The sequence below is a fragment of the Paraglaciecola marina genome (assembly GCF_004360155.1).
Taxonomy (GTDB): domain Bacteria; phylum Pseudomonadota; class Gammaproteobacteria; order Enterobacterales; family Alteromonadaceae; genus Paraglaciecola; species Paraglaciecola marina.
In genome coordinates, this window is the sequence record NZ_SAIS01000039.1 from 1 (window position 1) to 15841 (window position 15841).

General features: G+C 40.5%; 17 protein-coding genes. 3 read left to right on the forward strand and 14 right to left on the reverse strand.

Translation table 11 applies throughout. The features are described 5' to 3' along the window. Positions 1–107: 107 nt before the first annotated feature. The 12 genes from EOK74_RS20010 to rpsJ all read right to left on the reverse strand — a co-directional run bounded on the left by EOK74_RS20010 (position 108) and on the right by rpsJ (position 6630). The gene (locus EOK74_RS20010) at positions 108–1481 is read right to left on the reverse strand and encodes a DUF4397 domain-containing protein (RefSeq protein WP_133471894.1); all 1374 of its coding nucleotides are present in this window, start codon (positions 1479–1481) and stop codon (positions 108–110) included. 219 nt (positions 1482–1700) lie between these two features. Beyond that, entirely contained in the window at positions 1701–1952 is a 252-nt protein-coding gene (rpsQ, locus tag EOK74_RS20015) for a 30S ribosomal protein S17 (protein ID WP_133471895.1), read from the reverse strand. After that, entirely contained in the window at positions 1952–2143 is a 192-nt protein-coding gene (gene rpmC / locus EOK74_RS20020) for a 50S ribosomal protein L29 (protein ID WP_133471896.1), read from the reverse strand. Before rpmC ends, rpsQ begins: the two co-directional genes overlap by 1 nt. Further along, positions 2143–2553, reverse strand: coding sequence for a 50S ribosomal protein L16 (rplP, locus tag EOK74_RS20025; RefSeq protein ID WP_133471897.1), 411 nt, complete (start codon positions 2551–2553; stop codon positions 2143–2145). The genes rpmC and rplP overlap by 1 nt, the downstream gene beginning before the upstream one ends. 2 nt (positions 2554–2555) lie before the next feature. Beyond that, the gene (gene rpsC, locus EOK74_RS20030) at positions 2556–3257 is read right to left on the reverse strand and encodes a 30S ribosomal protein S3 (RefSeq protein WP_133471898.1); all 702 of its coding nucleotides are present in this window, start codon (positions 3255–3257) and stop codon (positions 2556–2558) included. 9 nt (positions 3258–3266) lie between these two features. Continuing rightward, complete coding sequence (rplV, locus tag EOK74_RS20035) at positions 3267–3599, reverse strand: 50S ribosomal protein L22 (protein WP_133471899.1); 333 nt, start codon at positions 3597–3599, stop codon at positions 3267–3269. 10 nt (positions 3600–3609) lie between these two features. Then, positions 3610–3885 carry a 30S ribosomal protein S19 gene (gene rpsS, locus EOK74_RS20040; protein ID WP_014107406.1) on the reverse strand — a complete coding sequence of 92 codons (276 nt, stop codon included), beginning with the start codon at positions 3883–3885 and terminating at the stop codon, positions 3610–3612. A gap of 15 nt (positions 3886–3900) precedes the next feature. Beyond that, positions 3901–4725, reverse strand: a complete 825-nt coding sequence (rplB, locus tag EOK74_RS20045; RefSeq protein WP_133471900.1) for a 50S ribosomal protein L2 — start codon at positions 4723–4725, stop codon at positions 3901–3903. A 14-nt stretch (positions 4726–4739) separates the two neighbouring features. Beyond that, positions 4740–5042 (reverse strand): 50S ribosomal protein L23, encoded by a 303-nt coding sequence (gene rplW, locus EOK74_RS20050; RefSeq protein ID WP_133471901.1) that lies wholly within the window; start codon positions 5040–5042, stop codon positions 4740–4742. After that, the gene (rplD, locus tag EOK74_RS20055; protein ID WP_133471902.1) at positions 5039–5644 is read right to left on the reverse strand and encodes a 50S ribosomal protein L4; all 606 of its coding nucleotides are present in this window, start codon (positions 5642–5644) and stop codon (positions 5039–5041) included. The genes rplW and rplD overlap by 4 nt, the downstream gene beginning before the upstream one ends. A gap of 18 nt (positions 5645–5662) precedes the next feature. Next, positions 5663–6301 carry a 50S ribosomal protein L3 gene (gene rplC / locus EOK74_RS20060; protein WP_133471903.1) on the reverse strand — a complete coding sequence of 213 codons (639 nt, stop codon included), beginning with the start codon at positions 6299–6301 and terminating at the stop codon, positions 5663–5665. A 17-nt stretch (positions 6302–6318) separates the two neighbouring features. After that, positions 6319–6630: a 30S ribosomal protein S10 gene (gene rpsJ / locus EOK74_RS20065; protein WP_006012796.1), complete on the reverse strand. Its 312-nt coding sequence runs from the start codon at positions 6628–6630 to the stop codon at positions 6319–6321. Positions 6631–7283: 653 nt separating this feature from the next. On the opposite strand from rpsJ, the gene EOK74_RS20070 reads away from it, so the two are divergent. From EOK74_RS20070 to EOK74_RS20080, 3 genes are all read left to right on the forward strand, one after another. Further along, on the forward strand, positions 7284–9440 hold the full coding sequence (locus EOK74_RS20070) for an ATPase, T2SS/T4P/T4SS family (protein ID WP_133471918.1): 2157 nt from the start codon (positions 7284–7286) through the stop codon (positions 9438–9440). A gap of 164 nt (positions 9441–9604) precedes the next feature. Beyond that, complete coding sequence (locus EOK74_RS20075) at positions 9605–12925, forward strand: amidohydrolase family protein (RefSeq protein WP_133471904.1); 3321 nt, start codon at positions 9605–9607, stop codon at positions 12923–12925. Positions 12926–13048: 123 nt separating this feature from the next. Further along, a complete protein-coding gene (locus tag EOK74_RS20080; RefSeq protein ID WP_133471905.1) occupies positions 13049–13732 on the forward strand; it encodes a cytochrome b/b6 domain-containing protein in 684 nt (227 codons plus the stop codon). Between the two features lie 65 nt (positions 13733–13797). On the opposite strand, the gene EOK74_RS20085 is transcribed toward EOK74_RS20080, so the two are convergent. Both EOK74_RS20085 and EOK74_RS20090 read right to left on the reverse strand, forming a co-directional pair. Next, a complete protein-coding gene (locus tag EOK74_RS20085; protein ID WP_133471906.1) occupies positions 13798–14265 on the reverse strand; it encodes a c-type cytochrome in 468 nt (155 codons plus the stop codon). Between the two features lie 137 nt (positions 14266–14402). Further along, on the reverse strand, positions 14403–15830 hold the full coding sequence (locus tag EOK74_RS20090) for an alpha/beta fold hydrolase (protein ID WP_133471907.1): 1428 nt from the start codon (positions 15828–15830) through the stop codon (positions 14403–14405). Between the last annotated feature and the right edge of the window lie 11 nt (positions 15831–15841).

The following is a 15841-nucleotide window of genomic DNA, read 5'->3' on the forward strand; positions in this document are numbered from 1 at the left end:
AAAGAAGTCCTCTTTATGTCAACGTATTTCAGGATGAGACAATTAAACTAAAAAAGGCGCTTATCTTACGATAGCGCCTTTTAATATAGTCAGAGGTAAACGTAAGGCTAGTTTACATACTCAGTTATTTGATAAGGGGATCCACCGTAATCAAAATCTGTAGTAATCAGGTTAACTACCCCACCTTCTTGTAAGTCATAAATGGTATAATCTAATAACAATTCATCACTTGAGTCATATATATAAATATCATAACTACCCGCTTCTATTTCATAACTTTCTGACTCTAAATAACTCACAGACAATTCAGCATCATATGAATCCGGATCACCTCCCTGTTCAACAATAACAATTTCTAAAGACTCATCACTTTCAGAATATATTGCGTGGGAAAATAGGATTTTACCGTGGGTTTCAATAATACGTAAATCTTCATCCGTTTCATTTAAAGAAACTGTTGTAGTTGCATCACCGGCACTTAGCAATAAAATTTGATCATCGGCATATACATTAAAGGTTGCTTCCTCTAACTCAGTGTCATCTTCACTATTTAGCACATAAACAGTAGTTGATTCGGCTTCATCAGAAACACTTGGGGTAACTTCAATATCGTAAGATATAGCTCCAAGCCCTATATATGTTTCAATAACATTAGTGCTATCACCTGTAGCGACCGATATGCCCGACGTATTACTGATACCGTTAGCAACTCTTATATGAGCATCTTCAGCTTCATTGGTTAACGTTCTGGCACCACTGTCACTTAACTCTATAATCTTGTAGCGAACATCAGAACTTCCTGCTACTTCATAACTGACAAGAATAAAAGATGTAGCATCACCTTCATCTATCTCAATGTCATTTTTTTGAGCAAGAATAGTGTCTGTTCCAGATTCAGTAAAAACAATCTTATAATCACCCTCCGTTACTTCTGCATCACCACTAGAGTTCGCTTGAGCAAGAGTATAATCAACAGTTTTATTCAGTAAATTGTCATCAGCTTCAATTAAATACATGTCCACTGTCTCAGCAGTATTAGTCAGATTAACAAACTGTATCATCCCGAAGTCGTCTTCAAAGTCGTCATCATATACATCAGAAATATCCATTTCTATTTCAAACGAGCTAGGACTAGATGCAGCTCCGTAAAGTATAAAAGAATGTAGCTTTTTCTTATCAACGTGCAGGGTTTCATCATCAATAAAATTATCTTCTTCTGAATTAGGTAATATTTGATTAAATTCTATATCGTAGCTACCAGTACTAACGTTTTCATAATCTGTGGCCTCTGCATAATCAAGCTCATCTAATGTAGAGTCATCTACGACAAACTCTATAGCAGGTGATTGAGGCGCTAAATTTACAAACTGATAGTATCCTGTACCGCTACTATCTTCTTCCTCTTCTAAAGAGCATCCATATAAAACAACTGGTAAAGCAAAAGCGGCAAAACGAAGAATTTTATTTTTAAAAAGTGACATCTATATCCTTAAACACAAAAAGTTGAATCTTGTGCTCAGAATAGTAAATAGGTAAAAGGTTCATTAAGAAGGGGGAATAGCAGCAACCTCTACATTGTTTGCACATTTCAGAGGGATATATTCGTATTTAACTAATAATTAAAGCTTTCTTTATACGTAACCAAACAAAAAAGGCGCTTACCTTGCGGTAAGCGCCTTTCATATTTAAAACTAAAACGATTAAGCTTTAGTTACAACGTCAACTAACATCCAGTTTTTGGATTTAGACAAAGGACGACATTCACGTACTGTTACTACGTCACCTTCGTTACATTGGTTAGTCTCATCATGAGCATGTAGCTTAGTAGTACGTTTAATGAATTTCCCATAAATCGGGTGCTTCACTTTACGTTCTACCGCAACAGTTATGGACTTATCCATTTTGTTGCTGACCACACGACCTTGTACTGTACGAACTGTTTTTTCAGTCATTATGCAGCAGCCTTTTCAGTCAGAATGGTTTTAACACGCGCGATACTGCGACGCACTTTACGAAGACCGTCAGTTTTTTCAAGCTGACCTGTGCTCGCTTGCATACGCAAGTTGAATTGTTCGCGAAGCAAGTTTAATAGCTCTGCATTCAATTCTTCTACGCTTTTTTCTTTCAGTTCTGTGGCTTTCATTACATCACCGTCCGAGTTACAAAAGTAGTTTTAAATGGCAATTTAGATGCTGCCAATTCAAAGGCTTCGCGAGCTACTTCTTCTGGAACACCTTCCATTTCATATAGCACACGACCTGGCTGAATTTGGCATACCCAATATTCAACGTTACCCTTACCTTTACCTTGACGCACTTCTAGAGGCTTCTCAGTAATTGGCTTATCAGGGAAAACGCGTATCCAGATTTTACCTTGACGTTTAACTGCACGAGTCATAGCACGACGAGCAGCTTCAATTTGACGAGCAGTCATACGACCACGTCCAATTGCTTTTAACCCGTAAGTACCAAAACTAACGTCGCTACCAGCGGCAAAGCCACGGTTACGACCTTTGTGCATTTTACGGAACTTCATACGTTTAGGTTGTAACATAATTATCCCTCACGCTTAGGAGCACGGCCCTTCTTCTTCGGTGCGGCAGCAGGCTGCTCATGAGTAAGTGGCATGCCACCTAATACTTCACCTTTGAAGATCCATACTTTTACGCCAATGATACCGTATTGAGTTGCTGCTTCTGATGTTGCATAGTCAATATCTGCACGGAATGTATGCAATGGCACACGTCCTTCACGATACCACTCTGAACGAGCAATTTCAGCGCCGCCTAAACGACCACTTACTTCAACTTTGATACCTTTAGCGCCAATTCGCATTGCATTTTGTACCGCTCGCTTCATAGCGCGACGGAACATTACACGACGCTCTAATTGGTTAGCGATGCTATCTGCAACAAGTTGACCGTCTAATTCAGGCTTGCGTACTTCAGCAATGTTAATCTGAGCTGGCACACCGGCTAGCTTAGATACATGCTTACGTAGCTTCTCTACGTCTTCACCTTTCTTACCGATAACAACACCAGGGCGAGCAGTGTGAATAGTCACACGAATACTTTTCGCTGGACGTTCGATAACGATCTTTGATAGTGAAGCACTCTTAAGAGCCTTAGTCAGGAACTGACGAACCTGATGATCATTAAACAAGTTATCTGCATAATCTGCAGTATTAGCGTACCAGGTAGATGTCCATGGTTTGCTGATACCCAGGCGTATACCTGTAGGATGTACCTTCTGTCCCATTATCTTCTCCTAGTTATCAGACACAACAACAGTGATGTGACTGCTACGCTTAAAAATACGATCAGCACGACCTTTCGCTCGAGTCTTGATACGCTTCATAGTTGGACCTTCGTCAACAAAGATTTTAGATACTGTCAATTCGTCAATATCTGCACCTTCGTTATGTTCGGCGTTCGCAATCGCTGACTCTAGTACTTTTTTGACTAGATCCGCACCTTTTTTCGGGCTGTAAGCCAGAACTTCAAGTGCTTTTTCAACGTGTAAACCACGAATTTGATCTGCTACCAAGCGTGCCTTTTGAGCAGAGGTACGAGCATGACGATGTTTAGCAAAAGCTTCCATAATCTATTTCCTATCTCTTGGCTTTCTTATCCGCGACATGGCCACGGTAAGTACGCGTTGGAGCAAATTCGCCCAATTTGTGGCCGACCATTTCGTCACTGACAAATACAGGAACGTGTTGGCGACCGTTATGGACTGCAATGGTCAACCCAATCATATCTGGGATGATCATAGAGCGGCGAGACCAAGTTTTGATTGGTTTTTTCTCGCCTTTCTCCACTGCAGCCTCGACCTTCTTCAGCAAGTGTAGGTCTATAAATGGACCCTTCTTGAGAGAACGTGGCATGGTGAATCCTCGCTGTTACTTATTACGACGACGTACGATTAATTTATCAGTACGCTTGTTACTACGTGTTTTCTTACCCTTAGTAGGTACGCCCCAAGGTGATACTGGATGACGGCCACCAGAGGTACGACCTTCACCACCACCGTGTGGGTGATCTACTGGGTTCATGGCAACACCACGTACAGTTGGGCGGATACCGCGCCATCTGTTCGCACCGGCTTTACCAAGTGAACGTAGCATGTGTTCTGCATTACCGATTTCACCAATGGTGGCACGGCAATCTGCCAATACTTTACGTACTTCACCAGAACGTAGACGAAGAGTTACATAACCTTCGGCACGCGCTAATATCTGTGCGTAAGCACCTGCAGAACGAGCAATTTGAGCACCTTTACCAGGCTTCATTTCAATAGCGTGTACCGTAGTACCTACTGGAATGTTACGCATTGGTAAAGTATTACCTGATTTAATCGGTGCATCAGAACCAGACTGGATAGCATCGCCAGCTTTAGCCCCTTTAGGCGCTAAAATATAACGACGTTCACCATCTGCATATAAAACTAAGCAGATGTTTGCAGAACGGTTTGGATCGTATTCTAAACGCTCAATTTTGGCTGGAATGCCATCTTTGTTACGTTTAAAATCGATAACACGATAATGATGCTTGTGACCACCACCAATGTGACGCACGGTAATGCGACCATTGTTGTTACGGCCACCCGATTTGCTGTTCTTTTCAAGCAAAGGAGCATATGGAGCGCCTTTGTGTAGATCAGGGTTGGTTACCTGAACTACGTGACGACGACCAGGAGAAGTCGGCTTAGCTTTCAATAATGGCATATCTAATCCCCTTCTTAACCTTCGCTGCCAGCAAAGTCGATGTCTTGACCTTCTTTAAGCACAACGTAGGCTTTTTTCCAGTCTTTACGCTTACCGAAAGATGCACCGTGACGCTTGGTTTTACCCTTAACGTTTAGGGTACGAACAGAATCAACTTCAACTTCAAACAATTTTTCAACTGCTGCTTTGATTTCTTCTTTGTTCGCATCTTTGACTACTTTCAAAACAACTGTGTTGTTTACTTCAGCAGATAGCGTTGCTTTTTCAGAAACATGTGGTGCTAATAACACCTTAAGTAGACGCTCTTCATTTATCATGCTAGCGACTCCTCTAATTGTTTAACTGCATCAGCAGTCATCAATACTTTTTCGAATGCAATAAGACTTACTGGGTCAATACCCTGAACATCACGAACGTCAACTTTATATAAGTTGCGTGCTGATAAGAACAAGTTCTCATCAACTTCTGATGTCACAATAAGTACATCTTTAAGTTCAAGCGCGTCTAACTTAGAAATTAATTCTTTAGTTTTCGGTGCTTCAACTGCAAATTTTTCAACCACGATTAAACGTTCTTGACGTACCAATTCAGAAAGGATGCTTTGTATCGCACCACGGTACATCTTTTTGTTAACCTTTTGGCTGTGATCCTGCGGCTTAGCAGCAAATGTTACACCACCAGAACGCCAGATAGGACTACGGATTGTACCAGCACGGGCACGACCTGTTCCTTTTTGACGCCAAGGCTTAGCACCACCACCACGTACTTCAGAGCGTGTTTTTTGTGCTTTAGAACCCTGACGAGCTCCTGCACCGAATGCTACTACTACTTGATGTACTAGAGCTTCGTTAAAATCACGTCCAAAGGTTGCTTCGGATACTTCAAGAGCGCTTTGCGCGTCTTTCAATACTAATTCCATCACTTAACTCCTCAGACGTTACGCTTTGACAGCAGCTTTGATAATGACATCGCCACCAGCTGCACCAGGAACCGTACCTTTTACTAATAAAAGGTTGTTCTCAGTGTCAACTCGTACTACGTCCAAAGACTGCACTGTTGCACGCTTGTTACCCATCTGACCGGCCATTTTCTTACCTTTGAAAACTTTACCAGGTGATTGGTTTTGACCAATCGAACCAGGTGCACGATGCGACAATGAGTTACCATGTGTGTTACGTTGGTGGCTAAAGTTGTGACGCTTAATTGCACCAGCAAAACCTTTACCTTTAGAAGTTCCTACAACGTCAACTAATTTAGTGTCGTTAAAGATTTCAACAGTGATTTCACTGCCTACTTCAATACCTTCACCTTCGTTGTCGTCTAAACGGAATTCCCATAAACCGCGGCCTGCTTCCACGCCAGCTTTAGCAAAATGACCTGCTGCTGCTTTATTTACGCGGTTAGCTTTTTTCTCACCAGCGGTGACTTGAAGCGCTTTATACCCATCGGTTTCTTCAGTACGTAACTGAGTAACACGATTAGGAGTGGCTTCAATAACAGTCACAGGAATAGACACACCATCTTCAGTGAAGATGCGAGTCATACCTACTTTACGACCGATTATTCCAATCGCCATGTTAAAAACCTCTCTTGTTAGCCCAGGCTGATTTGAACATCAACACCGGCAGCCAAGTCCAATCTCATTAATGCATCTACTGTTTTATCAGTAGGCTCAATGATATCCACCAAACGCTTATGTGTACGAATTTCATACTGATCACGTGCATCTTTATTTACGTGAGGAGAAGTAAGTACTGTGTAACGCTCTTTACGTGTAGGTAGTGGAATAGGACCGCTAACCTGAGCACCTGTACGCTTCGCAGTTTCAACGATTTCAGCCGTAGACTGATCGATCAACTTGTGATCAAACGCTTTCAAACGAATACGAATTCTTTGATTTGGCATCGATTAAGCTCCAATCGAAAGAACAAAAAAAAATCATCCACACCACCATTTAATATTTGGTAGGAGGATGCGTGTAAACTATTAACCCACAATTGGGGCTCTGTTTTTTTCTGTTGGCCTATAATGAACTAACGTGCTTTGAAACAAAGTTATACTTTAGTTACTACCAACTTTCACCGTCTCTAGGACAAGTGGGCGCGAATTATACTTAGTCCTTAGCCTAATGCAAGTCACAATTTGAATTAAATGTATATTTTCTAATCGCATTAATTTTTAATACCCTTTAAGTGGCTCATTTGTTTTTGCCTGCTATGGGTTTAAGGTGATAGATATGCTCTCTTAATTCCTTTGTATATAGATGATTTGACAGTCAATAAGTAGACACTATTACGATTCTTAAGCTTGTTTAACAAACTTCAAAACCATGGGTATAGGCAAAATCGGGGCTATTTTAGTACTTCTTTAATAGAGGTAAAATAGGAGGGTATAAATCGAAATGCAAAAGTCGTAGTAATAAAACCTATTTGCGGTTACCCCTGCGTCAGTTATAGTAGTCAGTAATAACAGTAGTTTAACAAAAAATAATGAATTCTGACGTCAATCAAAATCATCTCGATAGAATAAACCAGCTACTTGCTACTTATCCATCTCTAATGGATGCATATCACAAGCTAGAACCCTTCTTGCTGAATCTTTTTCAAGCTGAAAGAATGAGTATTTTTCAGCGTAGACGTCAACATCAAGATTTAGTAGCTCGGTATAAAACAGGTAAAGAAACTCGAGAAATAAAAGTTCCAATCAGTCCTATGTCTATCGCAGGGTACGTAGCATTAAGTCAATTACCGCTTGTTATAAATGACCCTTACGACAAAGAAGAACTTGCCAACATTCATAAACGACTAAAGTTTGCGGATAAATTCGATAAAGGTTCTACCTTCAAAACCCGCAATATTATTTGTATTCCCATACTGGATTCAGGTGTCTTGATGGGTGTCATGCAAGTCATCAATAAGAAAGAAACAGGGTTTTCATCTCAAGATTTAGCCTTAGCCAATGCTATTGCCGAAATCATGGGGAAAAAGTTCCGATATGAACTAGGTGGCACTAGCCAGCCTTTTGATTATTTAGTTCACCGTAACCTAATTTCAGAGAAAGAATTAAAGAAACTACAAGATAGTAGTCACGATAATAGACAGTTAGTACAACGCTTAATGTCAGAACACCGAATTCCTGAAGAGAATTTAGGAAATGCATTATCGGTACATTATCAAGTGCCTTTTTTACCCTATCTACCTGACAAATATCACCTGTTTCAAAGCGATAGTAAGCTAAACCTGTCTTATTTAAAGCGCAATTTTGTGGCTGTACTCTCAGATATTAATGACAATCCAATAGTACTAATGGCAGAACCCAACAATGCAACATTGTTGATGGAAATTGAAAGTGCCCTAGGTATTGATAGCTACGAAATTTCAGTTAGTTTGCCAAACTTTATTCTTCAGTATTTAGGTGAAGCATCTGGCGGGGGTTCAGGCCCAGGGGCCATGGATGAAATTCTCGATGAGATTGGCACTACCGCAGACGAAGTAGATGAACAATCAGATGAAATGTCTGACGATGCTCCGGCGGTAGTACGTTTAGTAAGCCGAGTATTACACGACGCAAAACGTTTAAATGCTTCAGATATCCATGTTGATCCAGAAAAGAATGCTCCTACACGAGTTAGAATGAGAATCGACGGTGTATGCCGTGATGTAACACAAGTACCTGCCTCACACCATAGTGCGGTAATAGCTCGTATTAAAATCATGTCGAATTTGAACATAGCAGAAAAGCGTGTCCCCCAAGATGGTAAGTTAGCTTTTCGAATGTCCGGGCAACTAATAGAAGTACGTGTAGCGACAATTCCTACCGTTGCCGGTGAAGGTGTAGTTATGCGGATTTTGGCCGCTGGCGGCGCCCTGCCCATGAGCAAACTAAACTTATCTCCTAAAAACCATGAGAAGATTCTAGAGTTAGTTAAAAAGCCCCACGGCATCATGTTGGTGGTTGGTCCTACGGGTTCAGGTAAAACCACAACACTCCATGCTGTATTAGGACATATCAATACACCAGAGCGTAAAATATGGACAGCTGAAGATCCCGTAGAAATAACCCAGCCTGGACTACAACAAGTCCAAGTTAGCGCCAAAATTGGATTCACCTTTGCTAATGCCTTAAGAGCATTCTTACGGGCGGATCCAGATGTAATACTAATTGGTGAAATGCGGGATAAAGAAACGGCACATGCGGGTATTGAAGCCTCACTTACTGGTCACTTGGTATTCTCAACATTACATACCAACTCAGCCCCAGAAACTATTTCCCGTTTATTGGATCTAGGATTAGACCCAGTTAACTTTTCTGATGCCTGTGTTGGGATATTGGCCCAAAGGCTTATCAGAACAATCTGTCCAAATTGCAAAGAAAAATATCCTGCAAGTGATACAGATCTCGCCTTCATTAAGCGCCAATATGGAGAAGAGTACCTTGAGGAGTTAAATCTTACTGAGTCTTTGATGTTATATCGAGGTAAAGGCTGTGATGAGTGCGGAGATACCGGATACCGAGGCAGAACCGGTGTGCATGAACTACTTGCAATGACAGGTGAACTCAGAGGCCTAATTTATAAAGAAGGCTCAGTTCATGAAATGAAAGCACAAGCCATGAAAGACGGTATGCGCACACTGACCCAAGACGGGATCCTAAAAGTTTTAAAAGGTGACACCGATATTGCCCAAGTTCAAATCATCAGCGGTGGTGGCCATTAATACTAGCGACTGATACTCTAAAGTTATCCACTATGAACCTAATATGTAACTGCTTATTTATGACGACTCGGCAAAGTATTCGAATAGTCACAAGCATGTTAATCTGAATATAAGTAGCGCTTAGCTACAACAAAATAGATTACAAAAATACCAGGGAAACTACCATGTTAGCTAAGACTAAAAAGCTATTCATTGCTGCCGGCTTGTGTAACTTGCTCAGCCTGTCATTTGCAACTTTTGCTGAAGATAAACAAACTGAAAGTAAAAAAGAGTGGGATGTGCTTTCCCCACCTTTAGATTTATCCACGGTATCTATTAATACAGACGAAACAACATGGTCAAGTTTAGACATTACCCCAGATGATAAACATATAGTTTTCGACATGTTGGGGGATATTTTTATTGTTGACTCTGCAGGTGGCGATGCCAAAGCCCTCACCCAAGACTTTGCATGGAATATACACCCAGCGGTTAGTCCAGACGGCAAAAAAATCGCATTTATCTCTGACCGTGGTGGATTATCTAATCTGTGGGTGATGAATTTAGACGGCACTAATTTAAAACAAGTAAGTACAGAAAAATACAATCTCATCCACTCACCGAAATGGAGTCCAGACGGACAATACATAGCGGTTAGTAAAGGTATTATGTCTAGCCGTAGTATTCCAGCAGGAGAAATTTGGCTATACCATCATGCAGGTGGAGATGGCTTAGCCATTAAAAAACGAGTTAATGGTAAAAAGGATCAAAAAAATATCGCAGACCCAGCTTTCTCACCAGATGGGAAATATCTATATTTTACCCAAGATGTAAGTGGTGGTAGCACCTTTAGCTATAATCGTGATCCATTAAAAGGTATTTTTGCCATCACCCGTTATGAATTAGCCACAGGTGAAGAAGAAAGATTTGTAAGTGGAACTGGCGGCTCTATAGTCCCTACTCCATCGCCCGATGGGAAACACTTAGCCTTTATTCGTAGGGTTAAAAACAAAACAGCACTCTTTGTTAAAAACCTCAGTACTGGTCTAGAAAAAGCAGTTTATTTAGATCTGGAGCGCGACATGCAAGAAGGCTTTGGTTCAGAAGGCTATTTTGCCTATTTTGACTGGACTTCTGACTCTAAAAACTTAGTATTTTGGACTGCTGGTAAATTCCACCAGCTATCCCTGAAAAACCAGTCTTTAAAGACCATCCCGGTATCGGTAAAAACTGAATTGCAATATGCAGATGCCCTTAGGGTAGATGTAGATGTAGCTCCAGACTCCTTCCCCATAAAAATGACTCGCTGGGCTCAAAAGTCACCAAATGGAAAATCTATTTTGTTCCAGGCCTTGGGCAAGCTTTATGTAAAAGATATTAAGTCTGGAAAAACAAAGCGCCTAACTAAACAAAATAACCATGACGAACTTTATCCAAGATACTCAAACGATGGAAAAAACATTGTTTACACCACCTGGAACGACCAAGATTTAGGCTCAGTAAGCATAGTTAAAGCCAGAGGTGGAAAAGGCAAAGCCATCACTAAAGTGCCTGGTCATTACATCGAGCCAAGTTTTTCAACGGATGGAAAACTACTTGTCTATAAAAAAGTAACAGGTGGCTATTTATTAAGCCCTGAATACTCAACTGAGCCTGGAATATATGTCAGCAATCTAAAGTCAGGAGATACTCTTCGTATTGCTAAGTCAGGGGCAGCTCCCCACTTTGCAGGCGATAATAAACGAGTTTACATGACTACCCCAGTGGCTGGTTCTAGTTACTCGGAAACCCAGCTAATTAGTGTAGATCTAAAAGGTGAAGATAAGCGCCAACATTTATATGGTGCAGACAAGATAGCGGAATATAGACTATCCCATGATAAAAAATGGGTTGCTTTCGTATATCAATATAACGCCTACATAGCTCCTTTTGTCGATACCGGAAAACGGGTCAGTATTGGCCCTAAAATGTCATCATTACCTGTAAAACAGATATCCAGTAAAGCCGGTGAATTTTTAACTTGGAGCGCTAATAGTCAAAGTGTCAGTTGGTACCATGGTGCAACATTTTATGAACGGGACTTAAAAGACACCTTTGAATTTATAACTAGTAGCACTAAACCTTTACCTGAGCCTGTAACCGAAGGTGTCGATTTATCATTTGATCAAACCACAGATAAGCCTTCTGGTTATAAGGCATTTGTAGGCGGTACTATTGTCACCATGCGTAATGCCGATAATGAACAAGAAGTCATTAAAAATGGTGTGGTACTTATTAAAGATAATAAAATCGAAAAAATTGGTAAAAATGGAGAGGTTGCAATCCCAGATGGTACCTTAATGATAAGCACTAAAGGCCAAACAATACTGCCAGGTCTAATTGATACTCACGCCCATGGCTCCCAAGGTAGTAATGAAATTATCCCGCAGCAAAATTGGAGTATGTATTCTGCTTTATCCTTTGGAGTCACCAGTATTCATGATCCATCAAATGATACTACAGAAATATTCTCTGCAGCAGAGTTACAAAAAGCAGGAAAAATTGTTGCCCCTCGTATTTATTCCACTGGCACTATTTTATATGGCGCTGAAGCTTTAGGTTATAAAGCGATTATTAATAGTTACGACGATGCTTTGTTTCATATACAGAGATTAAAAGATACTGGCGCTATTTCAGTTAAGAGTTATAACCAACCTAGACGTGACACTAGACAGCAAGTCCTCGCGGCAGCTAAAGCACTAAGCATGATGGTAGTGCCAGAAGGCGGTGGTAAATTTCAACAGAATATCTCTATGCTAGTAGACGGCCATACTGGACTTGAGCATTCACTTCCTATTGCGAAAGGTTATGACGACTTAACCGAACTATGGTCAGCCACAAAATTCGGCTACACCCCGACTTTTGTGGTGTCTTACGGTGGCATGATGGGAGAAGAATACTTTTATGATAAAACCGAAGTCTGGAAGAATGAACGTTTAATGCGTTACACCCCAAGCTTTTTAGTAGACCGACGCTCAATAAGACGTCCCACCGCACCAGAAAATCAATACAACCACTACGCCGTAGCTGAATACGCTAAAGCTCTTCGAGATAAAGGTGTAAGCGTACATATTGGCGCTCACGGCCAACGTGAAGGGTTAGCCGCTCATTGGGAGTTATGGATAATGGAGCAAGGAGGGTTCACACCTTGGGAAGCATTACGTGCTGGCACCATTGATGGGGCTACCCACTTAGGCATGAACCAACAAGTAGGAAGTATTGAAATAGGTAAGCTGGCTGATTTAATGGTTATTGATGGTGATGTACTTACTGATATACGCCGCAGTGAATATGTTACTTATACCGTAATCAATGGCCGTGTTTATGATTCAGCAACCATGAATGAGGTGGGTAGTAAAAAAGTCAGAGAAGACTTTTTCTTCGAGCATGATAATCAGCTGTTTATGCCTGAAGCCACAACACAAGCGATGCATGAAAAAGCTCATAAGTATCATTGGGTACATTAGGATTATTTTTTAAATAACCGCTCTACGTATTACATAGAGCGACGAAATATTATCTAATTATTTCACGTAATGAATATATTAAGTCGATTTTATTCAGACACTTTTTTGATAAGAGGATTACTAATGCAAAAATTTTTAGTTTGGGATCTTCCGGTTCGCTTGTTCCACTGGTTATTAGTGATATGTATTTTTGCCCAGTGGTTCACTGTTGAAATACTAGAAGATGCCACCGACATCCATTTTTACATAGGCTACTTCACATTAGGACTAATAATATTTAGGCTTATTTGGGGCATTGTTGGCACTACCTACGCGAGATTTAGTAACTTTATGGCAGGCCCTAAATCTATGCTCGCATACCTAAAGAGTCTCACAACAAAAGAACATACTCCCACAGTAGGACATAACTCTGTGGGCGGCTGGATGTTACCAGCAGTGTTGCTGTTAGTGGGTTTACAAGCTACTAGTGGATTATTTATCACTGACGACATTATTAACGAAGGGCCTTATTACGCCAGTGCCAGCGACGCTATAAAAGGTTACATGATGTGGTTACATCACAATATTTTCAATGCGCTACTTGCCTTGATTGTGGTGCATTTGTTAGCAATTTTTTATTATCGCTTTATATTAAAACATGACCTTATCAGCCCAATGTTTAGCGGTAAAAAAGAAGTGAAATCTATAGAAGCCATCCCAAGCTCTCGGTTATTATTGGCAGCAATAATAGCAATGCTCGTAGCGACTTTTGTATATTGGTTAGTAGCCATCAACCCACCTGTTGTTGAAGTAGATTATTACTATTAATATAGTTTGATAGATATAAAAAAACCGCTTTTTAAAAGCGGTTTTTTATATCTAGATTCAACTAATTAGTCAGCTTTGTAACTATCGTGACAACCTTTACACGTTTTAAAAATTCCGCCAATAGCAGATTTATATTTGCCTTCATCTCCAGCAGTGGCGACTTTATTTAATTCCACTGATGCAGCCGTTAGTGCATTAATTTTTTCTTTATAATCCGCTTTATTTTTCCAAATATCATCCAAAGCTTCTGTTTTCACGTCAAACTTGGTGGTATCTAAAGCAAAATAATCTTCAATCATCAAGGATAGTTGCTCTAAGCGCTTTGAATTAGTTTGTAAGATCTCAGCATCAAAAGGTACTGCTCCTTTATTCATCGCACCAAGTATACCTACGTTACTTTTTACAAGTTTAAAAATAGCTTGTCTTGCTTCAATGGCTCCGGCAGCTTGTTTAGCTGATTTAGCAGGCTGTGCTATTACAGCAACAGAGCTTAATAGGCTAACACTTAACATAACAGCAATGGTCTTTTTCATTTTTAGTCCTTGGTCGTATAGGGGGTCTTAAAACATAACTAATAAATACTTTCTATTAGTTTGGCTCTTTGATAAATACTATGGGGCAAACCACACAAAAGCAATACTTGAAACGCCGAGATGTGGGTGAGATGCGTTTACCTGAGCTTGAACTGGTTTCCCTGAGATACACCATGTAAAAACTGCACCTGACCAGCTTTTTGTTGACGGCTTACCGACAGATACAATAGCGAGTCCGCTACCACATCTATTGGCTCATGCGACCCATTAAAGCTAACACCAGCGCCATCAAAGGTACTTTTTTCAATTTTTAATGCAGTAGCACCCTCTAAGACTGCATTCGTCACAGTAACATATGATTGTTTTACATTTAGCGCTACATTATCAGAGGCAATTTGAATATTAGTTAGTGCAACTTCAGATTGTTCAATAGAAATACTTTGGGCAGTTAAATTTTCCAGCGTTATATACTGGCACCCTTTGATGACAACCTTAGCGTAATGGCCACTAAAAACTCCGTTTTCTGTTCCTGTACAAATCAAATCCTCAAGGTGCATAGTATTTGCAGAGCTAAGCTCCAATGGGTTATTGATTTTAGGTGAGTGCAGCAATGCTAAATCTAATTGCTCTATAAATTGTTCTGTGCTCTCTTTCATAGGAACATGGCCCGCTCCTTCTATAATATGAAGTTCTGCATTAGCTAGTTGAGATGCCAACAACTTACCCGTTCTAAGGGGGGCAACTCTATCCAACTCTCCCCATATAATGTGAGTTGGTACGTGAAAATTATCTATAGCCTCAGAAAAATCTTCATTGATTAATCCTATTGCAGCATTAAGAGTAGGACGGTCCTTATATACATATTGTTGTGCAAGTTCGTTCCCCATTAAGATTAAGGTTGGATCCGGTAACTGATCTAGTTGGGTTAATACGTCTCTGCTAATTTTATTAAGAAACCGACTCACTTTTGTCACGGCCGAGTCAATAAATCCGAATTGGTTCTGATACTTAGCAAGCCAATCATAGCGGTTAGGCAATTGAGCCATATGCCTAACGAAGACAGATCGATTTAAGACCCCGGCTGTATCTATCATAACGAGTGTATGCAGCTGCTGTGGAAATTCAGAAGCAAAGCGCAAAACAATTGCGCCTCCCATAGAGTGTCCGACTAAGATAACTTTATCTTTAGAAAATTGCGGAATTAGCCACTTTAATAACTGTGCGTATTTTTGTGGCGCGACTTGCAGCGACGTGGGGTCAGATTCTCCAAAACCTGGCAAGTCAAGCGCAACAACATGATAATTAGTTTCTAAATGGGGGATAACATCCATCCAATCCCGCAGTCCGTTGTAACCTAAGCCATGAACCAAGACAATCGTATATTTGTGTTTTACGCCCGTTTCAACTACATATACTTGGCCGCCAAATACAGGTTCTTCGATGCGCATTTGTGACCAGTGAGAAGGCAATGCTTCTAGTGGCTCTTCCATAATTTCTTGGGCAAAACTAAAAGCAGAAGAGCAAATAGCAGCTATCACAAATCCCAAATAGAGAATCAACTTCATGTATAATCCTT

Bases quoted from the DNA above. Each gene is read 5' to 3' on its own strand.
- EOK74_RS20010 (WP_133471894.1), bottom strand. From the start codon at position 1,481: ATGTCACTTTTTAAAAATAAAATTCTTCGTTTTGCCGCTTTTGCTTTA.
- rpsQ (WP_133471895.1), bottom strand. From the start codon at position 1,952: ATGACTGAAAAAACAGTTCGTACAGTACAAGGTCGTGTGGTCAGCAAC.
- rpmC (WP_133471896.1), bottom strand. From the start codon at position 2,143: ATGAAAGCCACAGAACTGAAAGAAAAAAGCGTAGAAGAATTGAATGCA.
- rplP (WP_133471897.1), bottom strand. From the start codon at position 2,553: ATGTTACAACCTAAACGTATGAAGTTCCGTAAAATGCACAAAGGTCGT.
- rpsC (WP_133471898.1), bottom strand. From the start codon at position 3,257: ATGGGACAGAAGGTACATCCTACAGGTATACGCCTGGGTATCAGCAAA.
- rplV (WP_133471899.1), bottom strand. From the start codon at position 3,599: ATGGAAGCTTTTGCTAAACATCGTCATGCTCGTACCTCTGCTCAAAAG.
- rpsS (WP_014107406.1), bottom strand. From the start codon at position 3,885: ATGCCACGTTCTCTCAAGAAGGGTCCATTTATAGACCTACACTTGCTG.
- rplB (WP_133471900.1), bottom strand. From the start codon at position 4,725: ATGCCATTATTGAAAGCTAAGCCGACTTCTCCTGGTCGTCGTCACGTA.
- rplW (WP_133471901.1), bottom strand. From the start codon at position 5,042: ATGATAAATGAAGAGCGTCTACTTAAGGTGTTATTAGCACCACATGTT.
- rplD (WP_133471902.1), bottom strand. From the start codon at position 5,644: ATGGAATTAGTATTGAAAGACGCGCAAAGCGCTCTTGAAGTATCCGAA.
- rplC (WP_133471903.1), bottom strand. From the start codon at position 6,301: ATGGCGATTGGAATAATCGGTCGTAAAGTAGGTATGACTCGCATCTTC.
- rpsJ (WP_006012796.1), bottom strand. From the start codon at position 6,630: ATGCCAAATCAAAGAATTCGTATTCGTTTGAAAGCGTTTGATCACAAG.
- EOK74_RS20070 (WP_133471918.1), top strand. From the start codon at position 7,284: ATGGATGCATATCACAAGCTAGAACCCTTCTTGCTGAATCTTTTTCAA.
- EOK74_RS20075 (WP_133471904.1), top strand. From the start codon at position 9,605: ATGTTAGCTAAGACTAAAAAGCTATTCATTGCTGCCGGCTTGTGTAAC.
- EOK74_RS20080 (WP_133471905.1), top strand. From the start codon at position 13,049: ATGCAAAAATTTTTAGTTTGGGATCTTCCGGTTCGCTTGTTCCACTGG.
- EOK74_RS20085 (WP_133471906.1), bottom strand. From the start codon at position 14,265: ATGAAAAAGACCATTGCTGTTATGTTAAGTGTTAGCCTATTAAGCTCT.
- EOK74_RS20090 (WP_133471907.1), bottom strand. From the start codon at position 15,830: ATGAAGTTGATTCTCTATTTGGGATTTGTGATAGCTGCTATTTGCTCT.